The sequence below is a fragment of the Actinoplanes sp. NPDC051411 genome (assembly GCF_040682075.1).
In the GTDB taxonomy this organism is placed as follows: Bacteria; Actinomycetota; Actinomycetes; order Mycobacteriales; family Micromonosporaceae; genus Actinoplanes.
In genome coordinates, this window is the sequence record NZ_JBFBAD010000119.1 from 11,900 (window position 1) to 30,352 (window position 18,453).

The window sequence follows — 18,453 nt, forward strand, 5'->3', positions numbered from 1 at the left end:
TTTCGCGTGTGACCCTGGTGGTCATCGGCTTGGTGCTGGCCACCCTGCTCGTCCTGACGCTGGCCTGGGAGGCGCGCCAGGTTCTCACCTGGGTCGTCATCGCCGGCTTCTTCGCGGTCGCTCTCCACCCGGTGGTGACCTGGGTGGAGAACCGTGGGCGGTGGCTCAAGCGCTGGCTCGCCACGCTGATCGTCTACCTGCTCGCGGTCGCCTTCATCGGCGGCCTGATCGCGGTCTTCGTGATCCCGCTGGTGCACGAGGGCACCCAGCTGGCCAACAACACGCCCCAGCTGATCGCCGACATCAAGGCGGGCCGCGGGCCGGTCGGACACCTGGCCGAGCGGTTCCACGTGCTCGACTACATCCAGAGCCACGAGACGCAGATCCGCGGCTACGCCAGCCAGCTCGGGGCGCCGACCCTGGCCGCGCTGCGCAGCGCGGCCACCGGCATCGCCGGCGTGGTCACCATCTTCGTGCTGTCCTACCTCATGGTGCTCGAGGCGCCGAAGGTGGTGAGCGGCTTCCTGGCGCTTTTCAACGAGAAGCGGGCCGAGCGCATCCGCCGGGTCAGCCACGACTGCGCCAAGACGATCACCGGCTACATCAGCGGCAACCTGCTGATCAGTCTGATCTGCGGACTCCTGACCTTCGGCGTGCTGGCCATCCTGCACGTCAAATACGCCGGCCTGATCGCCCTGTTCGTCGGCCTGGCCGACCTGATCCCGCTGGTCGGTGCCACGCTCGGCGCGGTGGTGGCGGTGCTGGCCGGCTTCACCCACTCGGTGACCGCGGGCATCGTCGTGATCGTCTTCTTCGTCATCTACCAGCAGCTGGAAAACCACCTGCTGCAGCCGATGATCTTCTCCCGCACGGTTCAGCTCAACCCGCTGGCCGTGCTGCTGGCCATCCTGATCATGACCGAGCTGGCCGGCATTCTCGGCGCCCTGCTCGCCATCCCGATCGGCGGCATCATCCAGATCATCGCCCGCGACATCTGGGACACCCGCCGCGGCCGGCTCAAACCGGTGCCGACGACCGGCACCGACGAGGAGCCGGTGCCGGCCACCGAGGCCACCGAGCTCACCGAGGCTTCGGTGGCCGAAGGTCAGGCGTGAGTGTCGAGCCGCCCGCTGCCCGGCGCCGGCCGGCGGATGACCGGGGCGGGCTCGTTCTGAGGCTGCTGGCCTGAGGCCGGCTCGCGCCCCCCACCACCGGCCCATCCGGGCGAGTTGAACTGCTGTCGCGCCTGCTCCTGCTGACCGTTGCCCTGCCGCAGGTCGAGGGTGGTGTTGCCGAAGCCGGCGTCCTGCAGCTCGCGCCGCAGGTCGCCGATGGCGTCCCGGATCGCGTCGGTCGCCGCGTCGGTGGCACTCGTCAGCTGCACGTTGATGTCGCCGTTGCGGATCTCCGCCACCACCTGCACCGGGCCGAGGTCGACCGGGTGCAGCTGCACGGTCAGGCGGTGGATGCCGTCGGCGTCCAGGCGCAGCGGAGCGATCCGCATAGCGAGCTGGGCGGCCGGCGGCGGCGTCGGGACCGGGCTCGGCGCGGGCGCCGGAGCGGCCGGAGCGGTGGGCGCGGCGGGTGCCGCCGCTTGCGGCCCATTCAGTACGCCCGCGGCCGCCACGCTCGCGTCGGCACCGGGAGCGGTGGGCACGGCCGCCGAGGCCGGTCCGGCCGGGTTCCCGGGTACGCCGTTGCCCGCGGCCGCCCCGTCCGGCGCCGGACCGGCGACGGTCGCCGGCACGTCAGCGCCAGGCCGGTCACCACCCGTGGCCGGGCCGCCACCCGGCTGTCCACCCGCCTGCCGGCCGCCGGGCTGGTTGCCGGCTGTCGGGGTGGCGACGGCGTTCGGTGTGGTCGCGGCGGCCACGGGCGCGCCGGTGGCCGGTGCCTCGGCCGCCTTCCCCGGCTCGCCCGGGCCGGTCTTGTCCCGGCCGAGGCCGGCGAGGGCGGCGCCGGCCGGACCGAGCTGGGCGGCCTGCGCCTGACCGGCTCGTCCGGCTTGCACGGCTTGGGCGGCTTGGGCGGCTTGAGTGGCTTGGGTGGCTTGCGTGGCTTGGCCGGGCTGACCGGCTTGACCGGCCGCCTGCATCGGACCGCCGGGGAGGGCCTGGGCCGGGCCGCCGGGCGGGGACTGGACCGGGCCGGGCGAAGTGCCCGGCGCCTGGACCGGGGCCGGCGCGGTTTGAGCATGAGCTGTCTGGCCTTGAGCGGCTTGCGCGAGCTGAGCCGCCTGGGTCGCCGTGATGTTGGCACGGGCCGGAGTCCACTGTCCGGCGGCGACCGGACCCGGTCCGGCCGCGGCGGCAACCTTCGCTTTGCCGTCGCCGGCCTTCTTGCCCCCGGCGTCCGGAGTGGCCGCCGCGGCGGTCGGGGCGGCGGTTCGAGCCTGGGCGGCTGCCTGCGCGGCGGCCGCGGTCGCCGCCGCGGTTTCGGCCGAGGCGGGGCTGACCGCGGCCAGCCCGGTGGCCGCCTCGGCCGGCCCTGCCTTCGCGGAGGCCGGAACCGGGGCCGGGGCCGCCTCGGCGGCGACCGCGGCCTGGCCCGGCTTGTGGCCGGTCCGGGCCCGGCCGGCCTTGGCGCCGTCCGCCTTGGCGCCGTCCGCCTTGCTGTCGTCGCCGGTCCTGGCCGAGCCGTTGGTGGCCGCATCGGCCTTGGCCGGGCTGTCAGCGGCTGGTTTGTCGGTGCCCTGCGCGGCCTTCGCCTGCGCATCGTCACCGGTGGCCCTGCCAACCGTCGCCGGCACGGACGTGTCGTCGGTGGCCGCGGCCCGGTCGGTGCTGCCGTCCCCGGCGGCCCGGTCGGCTGCGGTTCGGTCGGCGGCCCGGTCGGCAGCGGTTCGGTCGGCGGCCCGGTCGGCAGCCGTTCGATCAGCGGCCCGGTCGGCAGCTCGGTCGGCTGCGGTTCGGTCGGCGGCCCGGTCGGCAGCCGTTCGATCAGCGGCCCGGTCGGCAGCTCGGTCGGCCGCCTTGTCAGCAACTGCCCTGTCCGCAGCCGCCTTGTCCGCGGTGGCCCGGTCTGCGGTCGCCCGGTCTGCGGCCGCGCGGTTGGCGCTCGCCCGGTCGGCCGCGTTCCGCACCGCCGTGTCCTGGCTCGCGTCGGCCGTGTCCCGGTCGGCCGAAGCCCGGCCGTCTCCCTGGTCGTCGGCCGGGCGTCGAGCGGCCCGGTCGGCCGCCGCCCGCCCGGCCACCTGGTCGTCGGTGGAACGCTGGGCCGCCCGGTCGGCCGCGACCCGGGCCGCCGCGACCCGGTCAAGGGCGGCCCGGTTGGCGGCTGTCCGGTCGGCGTCGGTCCGGTCCAGGGCCCGCTGGGCGGCCGCCCGTTCGGCCTCGGCCTGTTCCGCGTCCTGGTCGTCGTCGCGTACCGGCCGGCTCAGCTCGGCCGAGAGGGCGGAGCCGAAGTCCTCCGCGTTGTCGGGGCCGCGCCCGCCGCCGGCCCGGCGAGCCGGGTCGGTCGAACTGATGCGGTCGGGACCGGTGACGGAACTCGGGACATTCATTCGGCTACTCCAACGTCGGGCGGGAACGGGGTCGTCGAAGGGTTCAGCCGCCGAGCGCGGCCATGGCTCGCTGGACCTTCGGCACGTACGCCTGGGTCTCGGCGAACGGCGGGATGCCGCCGTAGCGGTGCACCGCGCCGCCGCCCGCGTTGTACGCGGCCAGCGCCAGCGGCACCGACTTGAACTCGCGCAGGTTGCGTGACAGCAGCTTGGCGCCGCCGTCGATCGCCTGCGCCGGGTCGAACGAGTTGCTCACGCCGAGCCCGCGGGCGGTGCCCGGCATCAGCTGCATCAGGCCCTGGGCGCCGACCTTGCTGACCGCGTGCGGGTTGTAGCCGGACTCGACCTTGGCCACCGCGGCGAGCAGGCGGGGCGAGACGCCGTACTTGGCGCCGGCCTTCACGAACAGGTCGCCGTAGGGCACGCCCGGCAGCGAGCCGTTGCCCGAGAGCGCGGCCGGCCGCGGGGTCGCCGCCGCCTGGGCCGCCGCGGTCGAGGAGACGATGCGGCGGATATGGGTCGGCTTCTCGTAGACCGACTCGATCTTGACGTGGTCGCCCGGCTTCGGCGCCGCGATCATCTTGTTGTCGCCGAGGTAGATGCCGACGTGGTCGACCGGCGAGTCGAAGGCCACGATGTCGCCCGGCTTCGCCTCGGCCAGGCTCGCCACCGGCTGGCCCACGTCGGCCTGCTCGTACGACAGCCGCGGCAGCTTGATGCCGAGATCCTTGTACGCCCGCTGCACCAGGGCCGAGCAGTCCAGGCCCTTGCTCGGGTCCGTGCTGCCGAAGACGTACGGCGTGCCCAGGTATTTCTTGGCCGACGCCACGATGTCGTCGCCGGAGACGCCGCCCGAGGTCTGCAGGAGCTGGGAACCGTCGTCGCCGGTCGCGCCGGCCAGCGCCGAGGCGAAGCTGCCGTCGCCGCCGGACGGGTCGGTGCCGTTCAGCGCGACGGTGGAACCGTTGGTGGGCGCGATCCCGAGCTGGTTCTGCAGCTCCTGGATGCGGGCGAGCACACCGCTCACGCCCATCGTCATGCCAGGCTCCGGCCCTCGTCGATGCCGCGGGCCGCGTTCCGGGCTTTGCTGGTGACCGCGAGCTCGTCCAGGTTGGCCTGGTCGACTTTGAGGTCGTGTGCGCGTACGGCTTCGGCGTGCCGCTCGGCCAGCATCTCGACCGCGCGGCGCCGCTTGGCCGCGTCGGCCAGTTCGGTCAGGCGTTCGCGCTCGACCGCTTCGGCGTCGGTGACCATCCGCTGGGCCCCGGACAGGCTCGCGGCCAGCGACTGCCGCGCCACCAGCGAGGCGACCATCGCCCGGGCCGAACCCTCGGAGGGCGCGTCCGCGCCGACCAGGTCGAGCCGCCGGCGCTTGACCAGGGCCTGAGCGTGCCGGATCTCGGCCCGGGACTGGTTCAGGGCGCCCTGCGCGGTGTCTTCCTGGGCTTTGCGCGCGCGGAGTACGGGCGCGAGTTTGAAGAGCCGGTTCAACGTTGTGCCTCCTCGTGAGAGTCGGGGAACCCTCATTCACCGGTTCGGCCTCGCACCCGTTTCACTGAGCCCTGCACCCGACCTGCAACGTGCCCCCCGAAGGAACCGATGAGATCCCGGACGAAGCCGGTCAGGCGATCGCGATGAGCTGCTGGAGCTGGTACCAGGCGGTCTCGATGTCGACGCGCTCGTCGATGTCCTGGCGCAGGAACGCGGTGATCTGCGGCCAGATCGCGTTGGCCCGGTCGGCCTCCGGGTTCGTCCCGGGGACGTAGGCGCCGATCTCGACCAGTTCGCGTACCTCTCGGTGCGCCGCCATCAGGCGGCGCAGTTCGGTGGCGTCGGACCGCTGCTCCCGGGTTGTGATCTTGTTGGCCACGCGGGAGATCGAGTCGAGCGCCTGGACGCTCGGGAAGTGGCCGGCGGTGGCCAGCTTACGGTCGAGCACGATGTGGCCGTCGAGGATCGAGCGGGCCGCGTCGGCGATCGGCTCGTTGTGGTCGTCGCCCTCGACCAGCACCGTGTAGAGGCCGGTGATGCTGCCCCGCGCGCCCGGCCCGGCCCGTTCGAGCAGGGAGGCCAGCATCGCGAAGACCGAGGGCGGATAGCCGCGGGTGGCCGGCGGTTCGCCGACCGACAGGCCGACCTCGCGCTGGGCCATCGCCGCCCGGGTCACGCTGTCCATCATCAGCAGCACGTCCATGCCTTCGTCGCGGTAGTACTCGGCGATCCGGGTCGCCACCGCGCCCGCTCGCAGGCGGACCAGCGGCGGCGTGTCCGAGGTGGCGATGACGACCACCGAGCGGGACAGCCCTTCCGGTCCGAGGTCGTGCTCGATGAACTCGCGGACCTCCCGGCCGCGCTCGCCGACCAGGGCCACCACGTTGAGCTCGGCTGACGTGCCGCGGGTGATCATGCTGAGCAACGTCGACTTGCCGACGCCGGAGCCGGCGAAGATGCCGATGCGCTGCCCGCGGCCGCACGGCACGAGCGTGTCCAGCACCCGCACGCCCAGCGGCATCGGCACGTCGACCAGCTGGCGGTCCATCGCCGAGGGCGGCGCCGCGTCGATGCCGACCAGCTCGCCCCGCAGCGGCGGCCCGTCGTCCATCGGGCGGCCGAGGCCGTCCAGGATCCGCCCCTTGAGGTCGGGGCCGACCGCCACGCGGAGCGGGCCTCCGGTGCTCACCGCCGGGGTGCCGGCCGAGAGGCCGGCGATCGGACCCAGAGGCAGGCAGGAGAGACGGTCGCCGTCGAGGGCGGCGACCTCGGCGAGTACGCCCCCCGGACCGTCACCCAACCGCAGCAGGTCCCCGACCCGGGCCTCGAGCCCGCTGACCGTGACCCGGAGGCCGACCGCGCCGACCACCTTGCCGCGGGCGAGTGGCCGCGCGGCGAGCAGTGCCGCCTCCATGCGGTGGCGGAAGATGTCGGTCATAGATCTGCTCCCTGGCTACTGCTCCGGCAACCGCTGAATGCGTAGTGCCTCGCGGGCCCGCGCGACCGCCGCGGCGATCGTCGCCTCCACGGTCGCCATGCCGGTCTCGGCCGTCGCGTCGCCCGGCCGCAGCGAGGAGTCGGGGCGCAGTGCCACCCGGCGGCCCTCGTATTCGAATTGGGTCTCGCCGGTGGTGCCGACCAGTGTCGTGTAGTCGTCGGGGTGCAGGTTGACCGTCAGGTCGCCGGCGTCCGGGGCGGCGCTCATGGCCCGGCGGATCGCGTCCACGCCGCGGCCCTGGGGGTCGTCGAGCGAGCGCCCGACGATCGCCTCGGCGAGCTCGAAGGCGTGCGCGATCAGCACTTCCTGCAGCTCGGTGAAGGTGGGCATGAGCTGGGTCTCGAGTTCGGTGACGGCCCGGCCGAGAGCGTTCACGGCCTGGGCCAGTGCGGCCGCCCGGCGCTGGTCGTGCGCCGCCTCGGCGGCCCGGGTGCGCTCGGCGGCCGCCTCGGCCACGACCGCGGCCTCGCGCTGGCCCTGGGCCCACCCGGCCGCGTAACCGGCGGTGCGGCCGGCCTCCTTGGCCCGCTCGACGACCGCGCTGTCCTCCGGTACGCCGTGGCGAAGGTCGACACCGAACCGCGCCGCGGCGGCCGAGTCGGCGACCGTGCCGCGCAGCACCGGGTTGATGTCAGGCGATGAGCTCATCGGCCTCGTTGCCTCGCTGGACCTCGATCTGGCCGGAGTCCTCGAGCGAGCGGATGACCGAGACGATCTTCGCCTGGGCCTCCTCGACCATCTTGACCTTGACCGGGCCGAGCAGGTCGATCTCCTCGAGCAGGTTCTCCCGGCCACGCTCGGACAGGTTGCGGGTGACCTTGTCGCGGACGTTGTCGCCGACACCCTTGAGGGCGGTGGCGAGGTCGGCCGGCTCGACCTGGCGCAACACCAGCTGTACCGCGCGGTCCTCCAGGTTGATGATGTCCTCGAACATGAACATCCGGCGCCGGATCTCCTCGGCGATCTCCGGGCTGCGGGCCTCCAGGGCCTCCAGGATGAGCCGCTCGGTCGTACGGTCGGCACGGTTGATGATGTCGACCAGCGGCTGCAGGCCGCCGATCGTGGAGAGCTCGTCCGGCTGGAGCACGGTCGAGAGCTTGCGCTGCAGGGCCGCCTCGACCTGCCGGATGATCTCCGGCGAGGTGCGGTCCATCACCGCGATCCGGTGCGCGACCTCGGTCTGCACCTCGAGCGAGAGGCCGGCCAGGATCGACGAGGCGAGCGCGGACGGGATGTGGGCGAGGATCAGGGCGATCGTCTGCGGGTGCTCGTACTGCACGTAGGACAGCAGCTGCCGGGGGTCGGCGTGGCTGAGGAAGTTGAACGGGATGTCGTTCATCGACGCTTCGAGCCGGTCCAGGATCAGCGCCGCCCGTTCCTTGCCGAGCGACGCCTCCAGCAGCTCCCGGGCGTAGTCCATGCCGCCCGCTCCCGCATAGCGGGTGGTGGCCATGGCATAGAACTCGTCCATCACGTCGTCGACGGCGGCCGGCTCCAGCTTGCCCAGCCGGGCCACCTCGGCCGAGATCAGCTCGACCTCTTTCTCGGACATGTTGGCCAGGATCTGCGCGGAATGCTCCTTACCGAACTGGACCAGCATGATGGCGGCCTTTTTCACGCCCGTCATCGACATCGTGGTGAGCGCCGGGGTGGTCGTCAACGCGTACTCTCCTCAAACCCGTCTTCCGTGACCAAGTTCGTTGTAGAAAAAGCCCGCTCAGTGCGAGTCCGCGGCCAACCAGCCGCGCAGCAGGGTTGCCATCTCCTCGGGCTGGTCCTTCACCATCTGTTCGATCTCGCGCACCCGCTCCTCGCGAGCCTCCAGCTCGGCGCTCATGTCCGGTCCGGCCTCGATCATCTGGGCCGGGATCGCGGCGTTCAGTTCGGCCAGCCGCTGGGCCTCCAGCGCCGCCTGCATGTCCTCAAGGTGCTTACGCTCCTCGGGCGACAGGCCCTTGCGCTTCTTGGACCGCTTGGTGGCCCGCCAGGCCACGAACATCAGCATCAGTACGACCGCGGCCAGGGCGCCGGTCTTGATCAGCGACATCTGCTTGGCCTGCTTGGCCGCGGCGGCCGACGCGGTCAGCGCGCTCTGGGCGTCCTTGGCCGCGCTGGTGCTGAACGGCAGCGCGCTCACCGCGATGGTGTCGCCGCGGGTCGGGTCGATGCCGGCGGCCGAGCTGAGCACCTGCTGGATCTGGGTGGGGTCGACCGAGCCCGCGGTGGCGCTGTCCAGCAGGACCGCGATGTGCAGGTTCTTGATGCCGCCGGGCGCGCTCTGGATCTGCTTGGTGACCTCGTTCAGCGCGTTGTTCCGGGTCGAGGTGCTGTTCTCGTACTGGCCGGGGCCGGAGCTGGCGCCTCCGCTGTTGCAGCCGGGGCCGGCGATGTTGTCGGGGCCGAGCACGCCGCCGTTGCAGTTGCCGCTCCCGTTGTACGCCTCGCGGCTGTTCTGCTCCGAGGTCGCGGGCAGCGACGGGTCCTGCTGGTAGGTCTTGCTGGTGGTGTTGGTGCGGTCGAAGTCGAGGTCGGCGGTCGTGGTGACCACCGAGTGGCCGGGACCGACGACGCTGTCGAGCATGCTCTGCAGCGACGTGTTCATCCGGTTCTGGAACGCGACGGTCTGATCGGTCTGGCCGCTGTCGCTGCCCGTACCCACGTCGGCCCCGCCGCCGGTGGAGAGAATCTTGCCGTCCGCCCCGGCGACCGTGACCTGGGTGGGATCGAGTCCCTCCACACTGGACGCGACCAGGTGCACGATCGCCTGCACCTGCTGACTGCTCAGCGGCTGGCTCGGGCTGGACGCGACCAGCACGGAGGCGGTCGGCTGGTCCTGGTTGTCGGCGAACACGTCCTTCTGCGGCAGCACGAGGTGCACGGTGGCCGCCTCGACGCCGTCGATCGAACCGATGGTCTTGGCCAGCTCGCCTTCCAGAGCCCGCTGGTAGTTCGTGTGCTGCATGAAGTCGCTGGTCGTGATGCCCTGCTGGTCGAGCAGGGAGTAGCCGGTGCCGGCGTCGCCGGGCAGGCCCTGGCCACTCAGCGACAGGCGCAGCTGATTGACCTGGTCCTGCGGCACGAGGATCGTCTGGCCGTCGTTCGCCAGCTCGAACTTCGTGCCCGACTTCTGCAGCGATTCGGTGATCGCGCTCGCGTCCTTGGTCGACAGGTTGTTGAACAGGATCGAGTACGACGGCTTGGACGCCCAGGTGGCGAAGAAGTAACCGCCGATGACGAGTGCGACCACCGCCGTGATCGTGACGGCCTTCTGTCCGGGAGTGAAGGACCTGAAGGCGTCGGTGATGCGGCGTACCGGGGCGGGAAGGCGGTCCGTCATTTCAGGCCTGCATCCTCATGATCTCCTGGAAGGCGTCCAGGGCCTTGTTGCGTACGGCGAGCGTGAGCTGAAGTCCGAGCGAGGCCTCGTTGGCCGCCATCGTGTATTGGGCCGGGTCCTGCAGGGTGCCGTCGGCCACCTGGACCGCCAGGTCGTCGGCCTTCTTCTGCGTGGCCTGTACGTTCTCGAGTCCCTTGGAGAGCATCCCGGCGAAGTCGTCGTTCGGTCCCTGCACCGCGCTGGTGCCGGAGGTGTCGGTGAGGGCGTCGAGGCCGTTCGTCGAGTCGGCGTCGGACACCCCGGAGAGGCCGGAGACGCCCGAAATGCCGGAGAATCCGCTGATCGCGCTGATCGGAGAGGTCATGGCTCAGCTCACTTCCCGAGGTTGATAGCGGCGGAGTAGCACTCCTTGGCCCGGTCGACGACCGAGAGGTTCGCCTGGTAGGCGCGCTGGGCCATCATCATCTGGGCCATCTGGCTGCTCAGGTCGATGTCCGGGCGCCGCACGTTGCCCTCGTTGTCGGCCAGCGGGTTGTCCGGGTCCTGGACGACGATGCCTTCGGCACTGCCCAGCGCCACGCCGCCGACCTGGGCGCCGTTGCCGTCCGCCGCCTCCTGCGCCACCACGTAGCGCGCCTGGAAGGCCTTGTCCGAGGTCCGGCTGACGTTGTCCATGTTGGCGATGTTGTCGGATACCGCGTCGAGCCACTTGCGGTAGACGGTGACGCCACTTCCGGCGACCCCGATCGCGTTGAAGGTGCTCATCTAGGTCAGGCCCCCTTGATCGCGTCGCGCAGCATGCCGTACTTGCTGTCCAGTGCCCGGAGGGTCAGCTGGTAGCGCATCGTGGTGTCGATGTGCGACAGGGTCTCCTCGTCGAGGTTGACGTTGCTGCCGTTGAGCCGGGTCGGCTCCAGCGACGTCTCCGTGGACGGTGCGACCGACGAGGGCGAATCGCCGCGCTCGACGGCGCCGCGCAGGGCGTCCTCGAACTCGACCTTACGTGCCTTGTAGCCGGGGGTCTCGATGTTCGCGATGTTGTTGGCGATGGCGTTCTGCCGGGCGGCGAGGCCGGCGACCGAGACGCGCAGGGCGGACGAGGAGACGTCGTCGAACACAGCAGCTCCTTGGGTGTAGGTCAAGGCGCCGATCCGTGGCATTTCGTGAGCAATCCGTCGCTCGTACCATGCAGTTCGGCCCACCCGCCGATCCGCTTAGAGCCAACGGGTTGCTGGGAGGTTGCACACACGAAAAGCGCCCCGGAACCCTCAAGTGGGGTTCCGGGGCGCCTTACTGTCCGGTTTTTACATGGCGCGATCGACGTAGACGGGCCGTTTGACCGCTTCCCCGGTCTCGATCCGCGAGGTCGCCGCGAACTGCCGGCGGTTGCTGGTCAGCCGTTTCGCGATCTCCTCGGCCGCCCGGAGCTGGCGGGTCAGGATCTCGTCGGCCCGCGGCTTGAGCTCCAGCGGCAGCGCCCCCAGTTCGGTCGGGGGCCGCCACAGGTCGGCGGGTGGGGTCTCGGCGTACCGCCGCTCGTCGGTCAGCATCGCCTCGACCTGGGCCACGTCGAGCTCCAGCTCGTCGAGGGCGGCGCTCCAGGCGCCGTCCCAGTCCTCGCTCATCTGAGGCGCTGCTCAGCCCGCGACGGCCGCGGTGGCCGCCTCGTTCCAGGCGTCCCGGATCGGCTCGATCAGGGCGCGGCAGGCCGCCACCCGGTCGACGTCGCGGCCGATGTTGGCCCCGATCAGCTCGGTCAGCAGCCAGCCGTAGAGGCTGGCCAGGCCGGGCGCGCCCGACCAGGCCTCGACGTCGAGGCTGGTGCGCAGCTCGAGCACGATGTCCTGGGCGTGGGTGAGCCGGTCGTTGGCCCGTTCGCGGTCGCCGGCGCGCAGGGCCTCTTCGCCCTGGGCCAGGTCCACGATCAGACGGTCGTAGAGCATGATCAGGAGCTTGGCCGGCGAGGCGGTGTTGATCGAGTCGCGAAGGTAGCGGTCACGCATCTGCGGAGAGGTCATCGGTCTTCCTCGTCTGGTCGTCGGTCAGGCGGACGTCGGTCTGGTGGTCGTCGGTCGGATGGTCGCCGGTCCGGCCGGGCGGGGCCGGATCCGGCGGTCAGGCCTCGGACGGCTCAGGAGAGGCCGGCGAGCTGGCCGGAGAGCCAGTTGGACTGGTCCTTCAGCTTGCCCAGGGCGACTTCGAGGTCGGAGTACTGCTTCTGCAGGGCCTGCTGCTTGGTCGAGAGTCGTACGTCCCAGTCGCTGATCTGGCTGTTGAGGCCGTCGATCTCGTTGTTGCGCCCGGTGATCACCGAGGTGAGGTTGGTGCTCATGGTCCCGGACAACTTCTCGAACTGGTCGCCGAGCGCGATGCCGGCCTGCTGGATCTTGGTCGGGTCGGCGTTGTAGGCGGACGCGAACGCGGCCGAGTCGAACGTCAGCTTCCCGGTGTCGTCCAGCTGGATGCCGAACTGCTTGAGCGAGCCGAAGTTGATCGGCGTCGCCGTGATCTCCGGGTGCGCCGGGTCGGCCACGAACTTCGGGTCCGGGTACGACAGGCCCTGGCTGACCGCGCTGAGGATCTGCTGCTGCATGTTGCGTACCGAGAAGTCGCCGGTCAGCGGCGAACCCTGCTTGGTGCTCGCGTCGTACGCGGTCTGGTTGCCGATCTCGGTGAGCGCCGCGTTGGCCGAGTCGACGATGGCCTGGAACTGGCCCGAGATGGCGCTGAGGTCGCTGTTGGCGTCGATCGTCACGCCGGTCTCCTTCTTCGAGACCGTGATCGTCACGCCCGCCATCAGGCCGGTGAAGGTGTTGGTGTCGCTGTTGACCGAGTAGATGGTGTTGTCGCCGCCGGTCATCTTCAGCGTCGCGCTGGATCCGGCGGTGGTGGACGGCGACGCTCCGCCGGTACCGGCCCCGTCCAGGCCATCGATCTTGAAGCCGTTGTTCGCGCCGGTCTTGCTGCCGGTGACCTGCAGGACGCCGTCGTTCGGCGAGGTCGGCATGACGAACGCGGTGGCCCCCGCGCCGGCCGCGTTGATGGCCTTGGCGATGCCGGACGCCGACTGGTCCGCGCTGATGTCGATCGGCTTGGGGTCCCCGGACGGGGTGAAGTTGCCGTCGGCGTCGTAGCTGCCGGGCGTGATGGTGATGCTGGTGGCCCCGGTGATGGCCAAGGGCTTGGCGTCCAGTTTGCCGTCGCCGTCCCCGTCGGTGAACGTCGGGACCGGCATCGTCGTCGTCTGCTTCGCGGCCAGCGAGGTGACGTCGAAGGTGAGGCTGCCGGTGGCCGAGTTGAGGTTGGTCGAGGCGGTGGCGGTGACCGACGACGAACTCGACGTCGCCTTGATGCTGCGCCACGTGCTGAGCTGGCTCAGCGTGTCGGCCGCGCTCTTCAGGCCCGAGATCTTGGAGTTGACCGACTGGTAGGAGGACACCGCGGTCTGGGCGGTGGTCACCTTGGTCTTGAGGCGGGTCTGCGGTGCCGCCTCCACCTGCATCAGCTGCTTGATGAGGTTGGTGGTGTCCATACCGCTTACGAGACCGTCAACCGTGCTGGACACGGGCGCCTGCCTTTCTGCGGCATACACCGCACAAATCAAAAAAGCGGGGGTAGCGCCGGCGCGGTCCGCCGGGCTACCCCCACCTGTTCGGTATCGGAGCCGAGATATTCAGTGCATAGCGGTGTCAGTTCGGTTAGCGCAGGAGCGAGAGCACGTTCTGCGCCGACTGGTTGGCCTGGGACAGCATCGAGGTGCCGGCCTGGGTCAGGATCTGCGAACGGGTGTAGGACACCATTTCCTGGGCCATGTCGGTGTCGCGGATACGCGACTCCGACGCGGACAGGTTCTCGACCGCCACGTTGAGGTTGTTGATGGTGTGGTCGAACCGGTTCTGGTACGCACCGAGCGAGGCCCGGCTGTCCGACACCGACTGCAGGGCCTTGTCCAGCGTCGTGATGGCGCTGTCCGGGTCCTTGGTCAGGTCGAGCGCGGCGGTGCCCAGGGCCTCGGAGTTGACCGCGCCGATCTGGATGTTGATCTTCTGCTTGGCGTTCGCGCCGACCTGGAACTCGCCCCGGCTGCCGCCGGTCGCGGTCAGCGTCGGCGCGGCGGCGGTCGACGAGGTGTCGATCTTCAGGTCGGTGCCGAGTACGCCGCCGTCGTTGGCGGTGGCGAAGTTGCCGGTGCCGCTCATGGCGTAGGTGGTGTTGTCGTTGGCGTCCACCTTCGCCGACATGGTCACCTCGGTGCCCTGGTATCCGGCCGCCTTCAGCGCGCTCTGCAGCCCGGCGTTGACCGCCTTGGCCACGTCCTGCGGCGACGCGTCGGCGGCTACCGCACCGACGGTCACCGTGATCGGCGTCGTGCCCAGGTCGGTGACGCCGTCCGGGTACTTGGTCGAGCCGCCGATCTGCGTGAGGTCGAATGTCCAGGTACCGGTGCCGGTGCCGTTGCCGGTGACCGAGGCCGGCGCGGCGGCGACCTGGGCGGTGCCGCTGGTGACGTCGGCCGCGATCGAGTTGGTGGCGGCGTCGGTGAACTTGGTCGTCACGGTCGCGCCGAAGGAGCCGTCGAGCAGCTTCGACTTGCCGAACGCGGTGGTGTTACCGATCCGGTCCAGTTCGGCGTTGAGCTGCGTCATCTCCTTGTTCGCGGCACCCGCGGCGTCGGAGTCGGTGGCGCCGCTGTTCGAGGCCTGGACGGCCAGGTCGCGCATGCGCTGGAGGATCGAGGTGACCTCGTTCATCGAGCCTTCAGCGGTCTGCGCCACCGAGACGCCGTCCTGGGTGTTGCGCACGGCGACCTTCATGCCGCCGATCTGCGAACGCAGGCCCTCGGAGATCGAGAGGCCGGCCGCGTCGTCGGCCGCCCGGTTGATGCGGTAACCGCTGGACAACTTCTCCAGGGACTTCTGCATCTGCCCGTCGGTGACCGACAGGTTCCGGTAGGCGTTCTGAGCGGCGATGTTCTGGTTGATGCGGAGACCCATGAGTTTTCCTCCTTGATCAGGGGTCTGACCGGCCCATCCATGAGCCGTGGCGGTACGCCAGGTCCGATCGGCGCCTGCGCCGACGGCCATGAGCAGTCTCCGAGATTTCTTCACTCTTTTCCGGCGAACCCGGATAAAGGGGCCGCCCTCCCGGAACCGCCCGATCGGGGGAAATCCCTCAGCGGAGCGGCAGACGTGCCGACCTGTCCGAATGAGCGGGTTCGTCGGCAGGGGCGCGCCCGACCACGAGCCCCAAACGGAGGTCCGGGTGAGCCTGACCGACCTGGCCAGCGTCCTGTGGCGATCACGCGAGCTGCTGGAAATGCTGCTTTTCAAGCTTGAGGAGGAGCAACTGCTCCTCGCGTCCAATCGCTCCCGCTGGCTCAGCCACGCCACCCGCGAGGTCGAGGTCGTCCTCGACCAGATCCGGCAGACCGAGGTCATCCGGGCTGCCTACTCCCAGGACACCGCGGTCGAGCTCGGACTCCCGCCCGACGCCTCGCTCGGCGAGCTGGCCGACGCCGCTCCCGCGCCCTGGGCCGACCTCCTGCACCAGCACCGCAAGGCGTTCCTGATGCTCACGTCCGAGATCGGCGCGCTGGCCGACGTCAACCGGGACCTGCTCACCGCCGGTCAGCGCGCGGCCCGCGAAACCATGCTCGCGTTCGCCGAAACTGTGGAAACGTACGGGCCTCAGGGCCAGACCGTTTCCGGCGGCATCCGCCGCTCCAGCCTGGTGGATGAGGCGATCTGATGGGAAGCACCTTCGGCGGTTTGAACACGGCCCTCACGTCGCTCTACGCGCAGAAACGCGGTCTCGACGTGACCGGCCAGAACATCGCGAACTCCAGCACCGAGGGATACACCCGGCAGCGGCTGCGCCTGGCGGCCAACGCGGGCGGCATCAACCCCGGTGTCTACTCGACTCCCGACTCGGTGGGCAACGGCGTACGCATCGCCGGCCTCGACCGCAGCCGCAGCGAATATCTCGAGGAACGCGGTCGCACCGAGCACGGCAACGCGGCCTACCTGACCAACCAAACCGCGACCTACAACTCGGTCGAGGACGTCTTCGCCGAGCCGAGCGACACCGCGCTGCAGGCCCGGCTCCACGACATGTGGGACTCCTGGAACGACGTCGCCAACAACTGGCAGGACCCGTCGACCCGCAGCTCCCTGATCGAGCGCTCGGTGACCGTGGCGACCAGCCTCAACGACGCGCACGCCTCGCTGTCCAACCAGTTCCAGGCCAGCTCCAACGAGCTGTCCACCTACGTCGACCAGGTCAACACCCTGGCCGGCACCGTCGCCACGATGAACAACAAGATCGTGGTGGCGCAGTCGGCCGGCCTGCAGCCCAACGAGCTGATGGACCAGCGCGACCAGGCGATCATGCAGCTCTCGGAGCTGGCCGGCGCGACCACGGTGGCCCAGCCGAACGGCGCGATCAACGTCTACATCGGCAACGGCCCGGTGGTCGCCGAGTTCTCCGCCCGGCAGGTCAAGGCGGTCGGCCCGACCACGCTCGACGGGATCACGCCGACCGCCCAGGTCGGTCTGCAGTGGACGGACACCGGGAAGGGCGTGGTCGCCGGCGGCACGATGGGCTCGATGGTCGACTCGATGAACACCATCATCCCCGGCATCTCGTCGCAGATCGACGCGGTCGCGCAGAAGCTGGCCGACTCCGTCAACGAGGCGCACGAGCAGGGCTTCAGCATCGACGGCACGACCGGCGAACCGTTCTTCGCGGTCGACGCGAACGGCCACACCGACGCAAAGTCGATCAAAGTAGCGATCGACGACCCGGCCAAGGTGGCATTCTCCTCGTACAACCCGATCTCGGCCGATCCGACGACCGCGGGCACGCTCAACCACGACGTCGCCGATCAGCTCACCGACCTCGGCAACTCGGGCAACGGACCCGACTCGGTCTATCAACAGATGATCGGGCAGCTCGGGGTGGCCGCCCAGGCCAGCTCCCGTCGCAGCGACATCCAGAACTCGGTGCGCGACCAGGTCGACACCGACCGCGGCGCCGAGTCGGGGGTCAACCTCGACGAGGAGATGACCAACCTGCTCACGTATCAACGCGGCTACGAGGCGGCGTCGCGGGTGCTCACCACGGTCGACTCGATGCTCGACCAGCTGATCAACCGGACCGGCCTGGTCGGCCGCTGACGGTTTCGAGGAGTAAGCCATGACGATCCCGTCCAGGGTCACCGAAGCGAGCCTGACCACCAAGGCGCTGAGCGACCTGCAGCGTACGGCGGCGCGGGGCCAGAAGCTCCAGCAGCAGATCTCCAGCGGCAAGATGATCAATCGGCCGTCGGACTCGCCGACCGGCACGGTCACCTCGCTCCAGCTGCGGGGCGAGGTACGCGCCACCCAGCAGTACTCGCGCAACGCCGACGACGGGCTCGGCTGGCTGGGCACCATTCAGGACAAGCTCGGTGACTCGTCGACCCAGATCCTGCGCGTACGTGATCTGACCGTGCAGGCGCTCAACGCGACGGACTCCGACCAGGCGTCCCGTGACGCCTTGACGACCGAAATCGACAACATCAAGCAGTCGTTGATCGGGGAGGCCAATACGAAATACATGGGCCGTCCGGTATTCGGCGGTACCACCGCCGGCGACGTCGCCTATGACGACAGTGGGAACTACAAGGGCGACGCCGGCCAGACCACTCGAACCGTCGGTCCGAATTCGAAAGTGCGGATCGAGACCAACGGCCCCGAAGCGTTCGGGGACGGGCCTACGCAGCTGTTCCAGGTCCTGAGCGACATCTCGCGCGACATTCAGTCCGGCGATACCAACACGCTCAGTGACGACCTAACAAACCTCGATACCGCTCATGATTTACTGAAATCCACTCTTTCGGACGTAGGCGCCCGATATAATCGGGTTACGCAGATGAAGCAGTCCTCGGAGGATCATCTGTTGTCCGTGTCGTCGCAGTTGTCGGATATCGAGGATGTCGACCTGCCCAAGGCGATCATGGATTTGCAAATCCAGCAGACCTCGTATCAGGCCGCCCTGGCCGCCACGGCCAAGGTGATCCAGCCCTCGCTCATCGATTTCCTGAGGTGACCATGACTACTCGCACCGCGTCCCGACCTATTGAGGACACCATGATCGACCCGTCGCTGGGACTGCCGACCATCACGATGGCGGTGCCCATGCCCGGTTTCCCGGCGCACCGGGAGTTCGTCCTGGTGCGACTCAACGAGGACGGGCTGCTCTACGCCTTCACGTCCGTCGAGGACCCGGAGCTCCGCTTCCTGGTCGCTCCGCCGGAGCCCTTCTTCCCGGAGTACGCGCCGGAAATCGACGAGTCCGTCTTCGCCGCGCTCAACACGAGGGACCCCGACCGCCTGCTGCTCATGGTGGTCATCACGGCCGGCGCCAACGAGACCACGGCGAACCTGCTGGCCCCGATCGTCCTCGACCGGGACAGCATGCGGGCCCAGCAGGTCGTGCTCAGCGGTTCCGGCCTGCCGGTCCGGGCGATCATGAATCGGACCTACTGACGCCCCGTCGCTTGCCGGGGGGGGGGGCGGGGGGGCCCCCGCCCCACCGCAGAAAGGAGGTTCGGGCTTCACGCCGCATGCGTTTGCGTGACACCCG

19 protein-coding genes are annotated in these 18,453 nt (G+C 70.0%); 5 read left to right on the forward strand and 14 right to left on the reverse strand.

What is annotated here, in order from left to right:
- The first annotated feature begins 8 nt into the window (after nucleotides 1–8).
- Entirely contained in the window at nucleotides 9–1,115 is a 1,107-nt protein-coding gene (locus AB0M88_RS41840; RefSeq protein WP_364111751.1) for an AI-2E family transporter, read from the forward strand.
- Here AB0M88_RS41840 and AB0M88_RS41845 read toward each other — a convergent pair.
- From AB0M88_RS41845 to AB0M88_RS41910, 14 genes are all read right to left on the reverse strand, one after another.
- Nucleotides 1,106–3,502: a flagellar hook-length control protein FliK gene (locus tag AB0M88_RS41845; protein WP_364111753.1), complete on the reverse strand. Its 2,397-nt coding sequence runs from the start codon at nucleotides 3,500–3,502 to the stop codon at nucleotides 1,106–1,108. The genes AB0M88_RS41840 and AB0M88_RS41845 overlap by 10 nt on opposite strands.
- Nucleotides 3,503–3,545: 43 nt before the next feature.
- A complete protein-coding gene (locus AB0M88_RS41850) occupies nucleotides 3,546–4,541 on the reverse strand; it encodes a transglycosylase SLT domain-containing protein (protein WP_364111755.1) in 996 nt (331 codons plus the stop codon).
- Nucleotides 4,538–4,993, reverse strand: a complete 456-nt coding sequence (locus AB0M88_RS41855) for a cell envelope biogenesis protein TolA (RefSeq protein WP_364111757.1) — start codon at nucleotides 4,991–4,993, stop codon at nucleotides 4,538–4,540. Before AB0M88_RS41855 ends, AB0M88_RS41850 begins: the two co-directional genes overlap by 4 nt.
- Before the next feature lie 130 nt (nucleotides 4,994–5,123).
- Nucleotides 5,124–6,431, reverse strand: coding sequence for a FliI/YscN family ATPase (locus tag AB0M88_RS41860; protein ID WP_364111759.1), 1,308 nt, complete (start codon nucleotides 6,429–6,431; stop codon nucleotides 5,124–5,126).
- A gap of 15 nt (nucleotides 6,432–6,446) precedes the next feature.
- Nucleotides 6,447–7,139, reverse strand: coding sequence for a FliH/SctL family protein (locus AB0M88_RS41865; protein ID WP_364111761.1), 693 nt, complete (start codon nucleotides 7,137–7,139; stop codon nucleotides 6,447–6,449).
- Nucleotides 7,123–8,151, reverse strand: coding sequence for a flagellar motor switch protein FliG (fliG, locus tag AB0M88_RS41870; protein ID WP_364111763.1), 1,029 nt, complete (start codon nucleotides 8,149–8,151; stop codon nucleotides 7,123–7,125). The genes AB0M88_RS41865 and fliG overlap by 17 nt, the downstream gene beginning before the upstream one ends.
- 57 nt (nucleotides 8,152–8,208) lie before the next feature.
- Complete coding sequence (fliF, locus tag AB0M88_RS41875; protein WP_364111765.1) at nucleotides 8,209–9,828, reverse strand: flagellar basal-body MS-ring/collar protein FliF; 1,620 nt, start codon at nucleotides 9,826–9,828, stop codon at nucleotides 8,209–8,211.
- Nucleotide 9,829: 1 nt separating this feature from the next.
- Nucleotides 9,830–10,192, reverse strand: a complete 363-nt coding sequence (gene fliE, locus AB0M88_RS41880; protein WP_364111767.1) for a flagellar hook-basal body complex protein FliE — start codon at nucleotides 10,190–10,192, stop codon at nucleotides 9,830–9,832.
- Nucleotides 10,193–10,200: 8 nt separating this feature from the next.
- The gene (locus tag AB0M88_RS41885) at nucleotides 10,201–10,593 is read right to left on the reverse strand and encodes a flagellar basal body rod C-terminal domain-containing protein (RefSeq protein WP_364111769.1); all 393 of its coding nucleotides are present in this window, start codon (nucleotides 10,591–10,593) and stop codon (nucleotides 10,201–10,203) included.
- 5 nt (nucleotides 10,594–10,598) lie between these two features.
- Complete coding sequence (flgB, locus tag AB0M88_RS41890) at nucleotides 10,599–10,946, reverse strand: flagellar basal body rod protein FlgB (RefSeq protein WP_364111771.1); 348 nt, start codon at nucleotides 10,944–10,946, stop codon at nucleotides 10,599–10,601.
- A 186-nt stretch (nucleotides 10,947–11,132) separates the two neighbouring features.
- A complete protein-coding gene (locus tag AB0M88_RS41895; protein ID WP_364111773.1) occupies nucleotides 11,133–11,453 on the reverse strand; it encodes a hypothetical protein in 321 nt (106 codons plus the stop codon).
- 12 nt (nucleotides 11,454–11,465) lie between these two features.
- Entirely contained in the window at nucleotides 11,466–11,846 is a 381-nt protein-coding gene (gene fliS, locus AB0M88_RS41900; protein WP_364111775.1) for a flagellar export chaperone FliS, read from the reverse strand.
- A 113-nt stretch (nucleotides 11,847–11,959) separates the two neighbouring features.
- Nucleotides 11,960–13,360 (reverse strand): flagellar filament capping protein FliD, encoded by a 1,401-nt coding sequence (gene fliD / locus AB0M88_RS41905; RefSeq protein ID WP_364111777.1) that lies wholly within the window; start codon nucleotides 13,358–13,360, stop codon nucleotides 11,960–11,962.
- 166 nt (nucleotides 13,361–13,526) lie between these two features.
- The gene (locus AB0M88_RS41910) at nucleotides 13,527–14,822 is read right to left on the reverse strand and encodes a flagellin (RefSeq protein ID WP_364111779.1); all 1,296 of its coding nucleotides are present in this window, start codon (nucleotides 14,820–14,822) and stop codon (nucleotides 13,527–13,529) included.
- Between the two features lie 268 nt (nucleotides 14,823–15,090).
- On the opposite strand from AB0M88_RS41910, the gene AB0M88_RS41915 reads away from it, so the two are divergent.
- The 4 genes from AB0M88_RS41915 to AB0M88_RS41930 are packed head-to-tail and all read left to right on the forward strand — an operon-like array spanning nucleotide 15,091 to nucleotide 18,356.
- Complete coding sequence (locus AB0M88_RS41915; protein ID WP_364111781.1) at nucleotides 15,091–15,576, forward strand: flagellar protein FlgN; 486 nt, start codon at nucleotides 15,091–15,093, stop codon at nucleotides 15,574–15,576.
- Entirely contained in the window at nucleotides 15,576–17,003 is a 1,428-nt protein-coding gene (flgK, locus tag AB0M88_RS41920) for a flagellar hook-associated protein FlgK (RefSeq protein WP_364111783.1), read from the forward strand. Before AB0M88_RS41915 ends, flgK begins: the two co-directional genes overlap by 1 nt.
- Nucleotides 17,004–17,022: 19 nt before the next feature.
- Nucleotides 17,023–17,916, forward strand: a complete 894-nt coding sequence (gene flgL, locus AB0M88_RS41925; protein WP_364111785.1) for a flagellar hook-associated protein FlgL — start codon at nucleotides 17,023–17,025, stop codon at nucleotides 17,914–17,916.
- A 2-nt stretch (nucleotides 17,917–17,918) separates the two neighbouring features.
- Nucleotides 17,919–18,356 carry a flagellar assembly protein FliW gene (locus tag AB0M88_RS41930; RefSeq protein WP_364111787.1) on the forward strand — a complete coding sequence of 146 codons (438 nt, stop codon included), beginning with the start codon at nucleotides 17,919–17,921 and terminating at the stop codon, nucleotides 18,354–18,356.
- Nucleotides 18,357–18,453 lie beyond the last annotated feature (97 nt).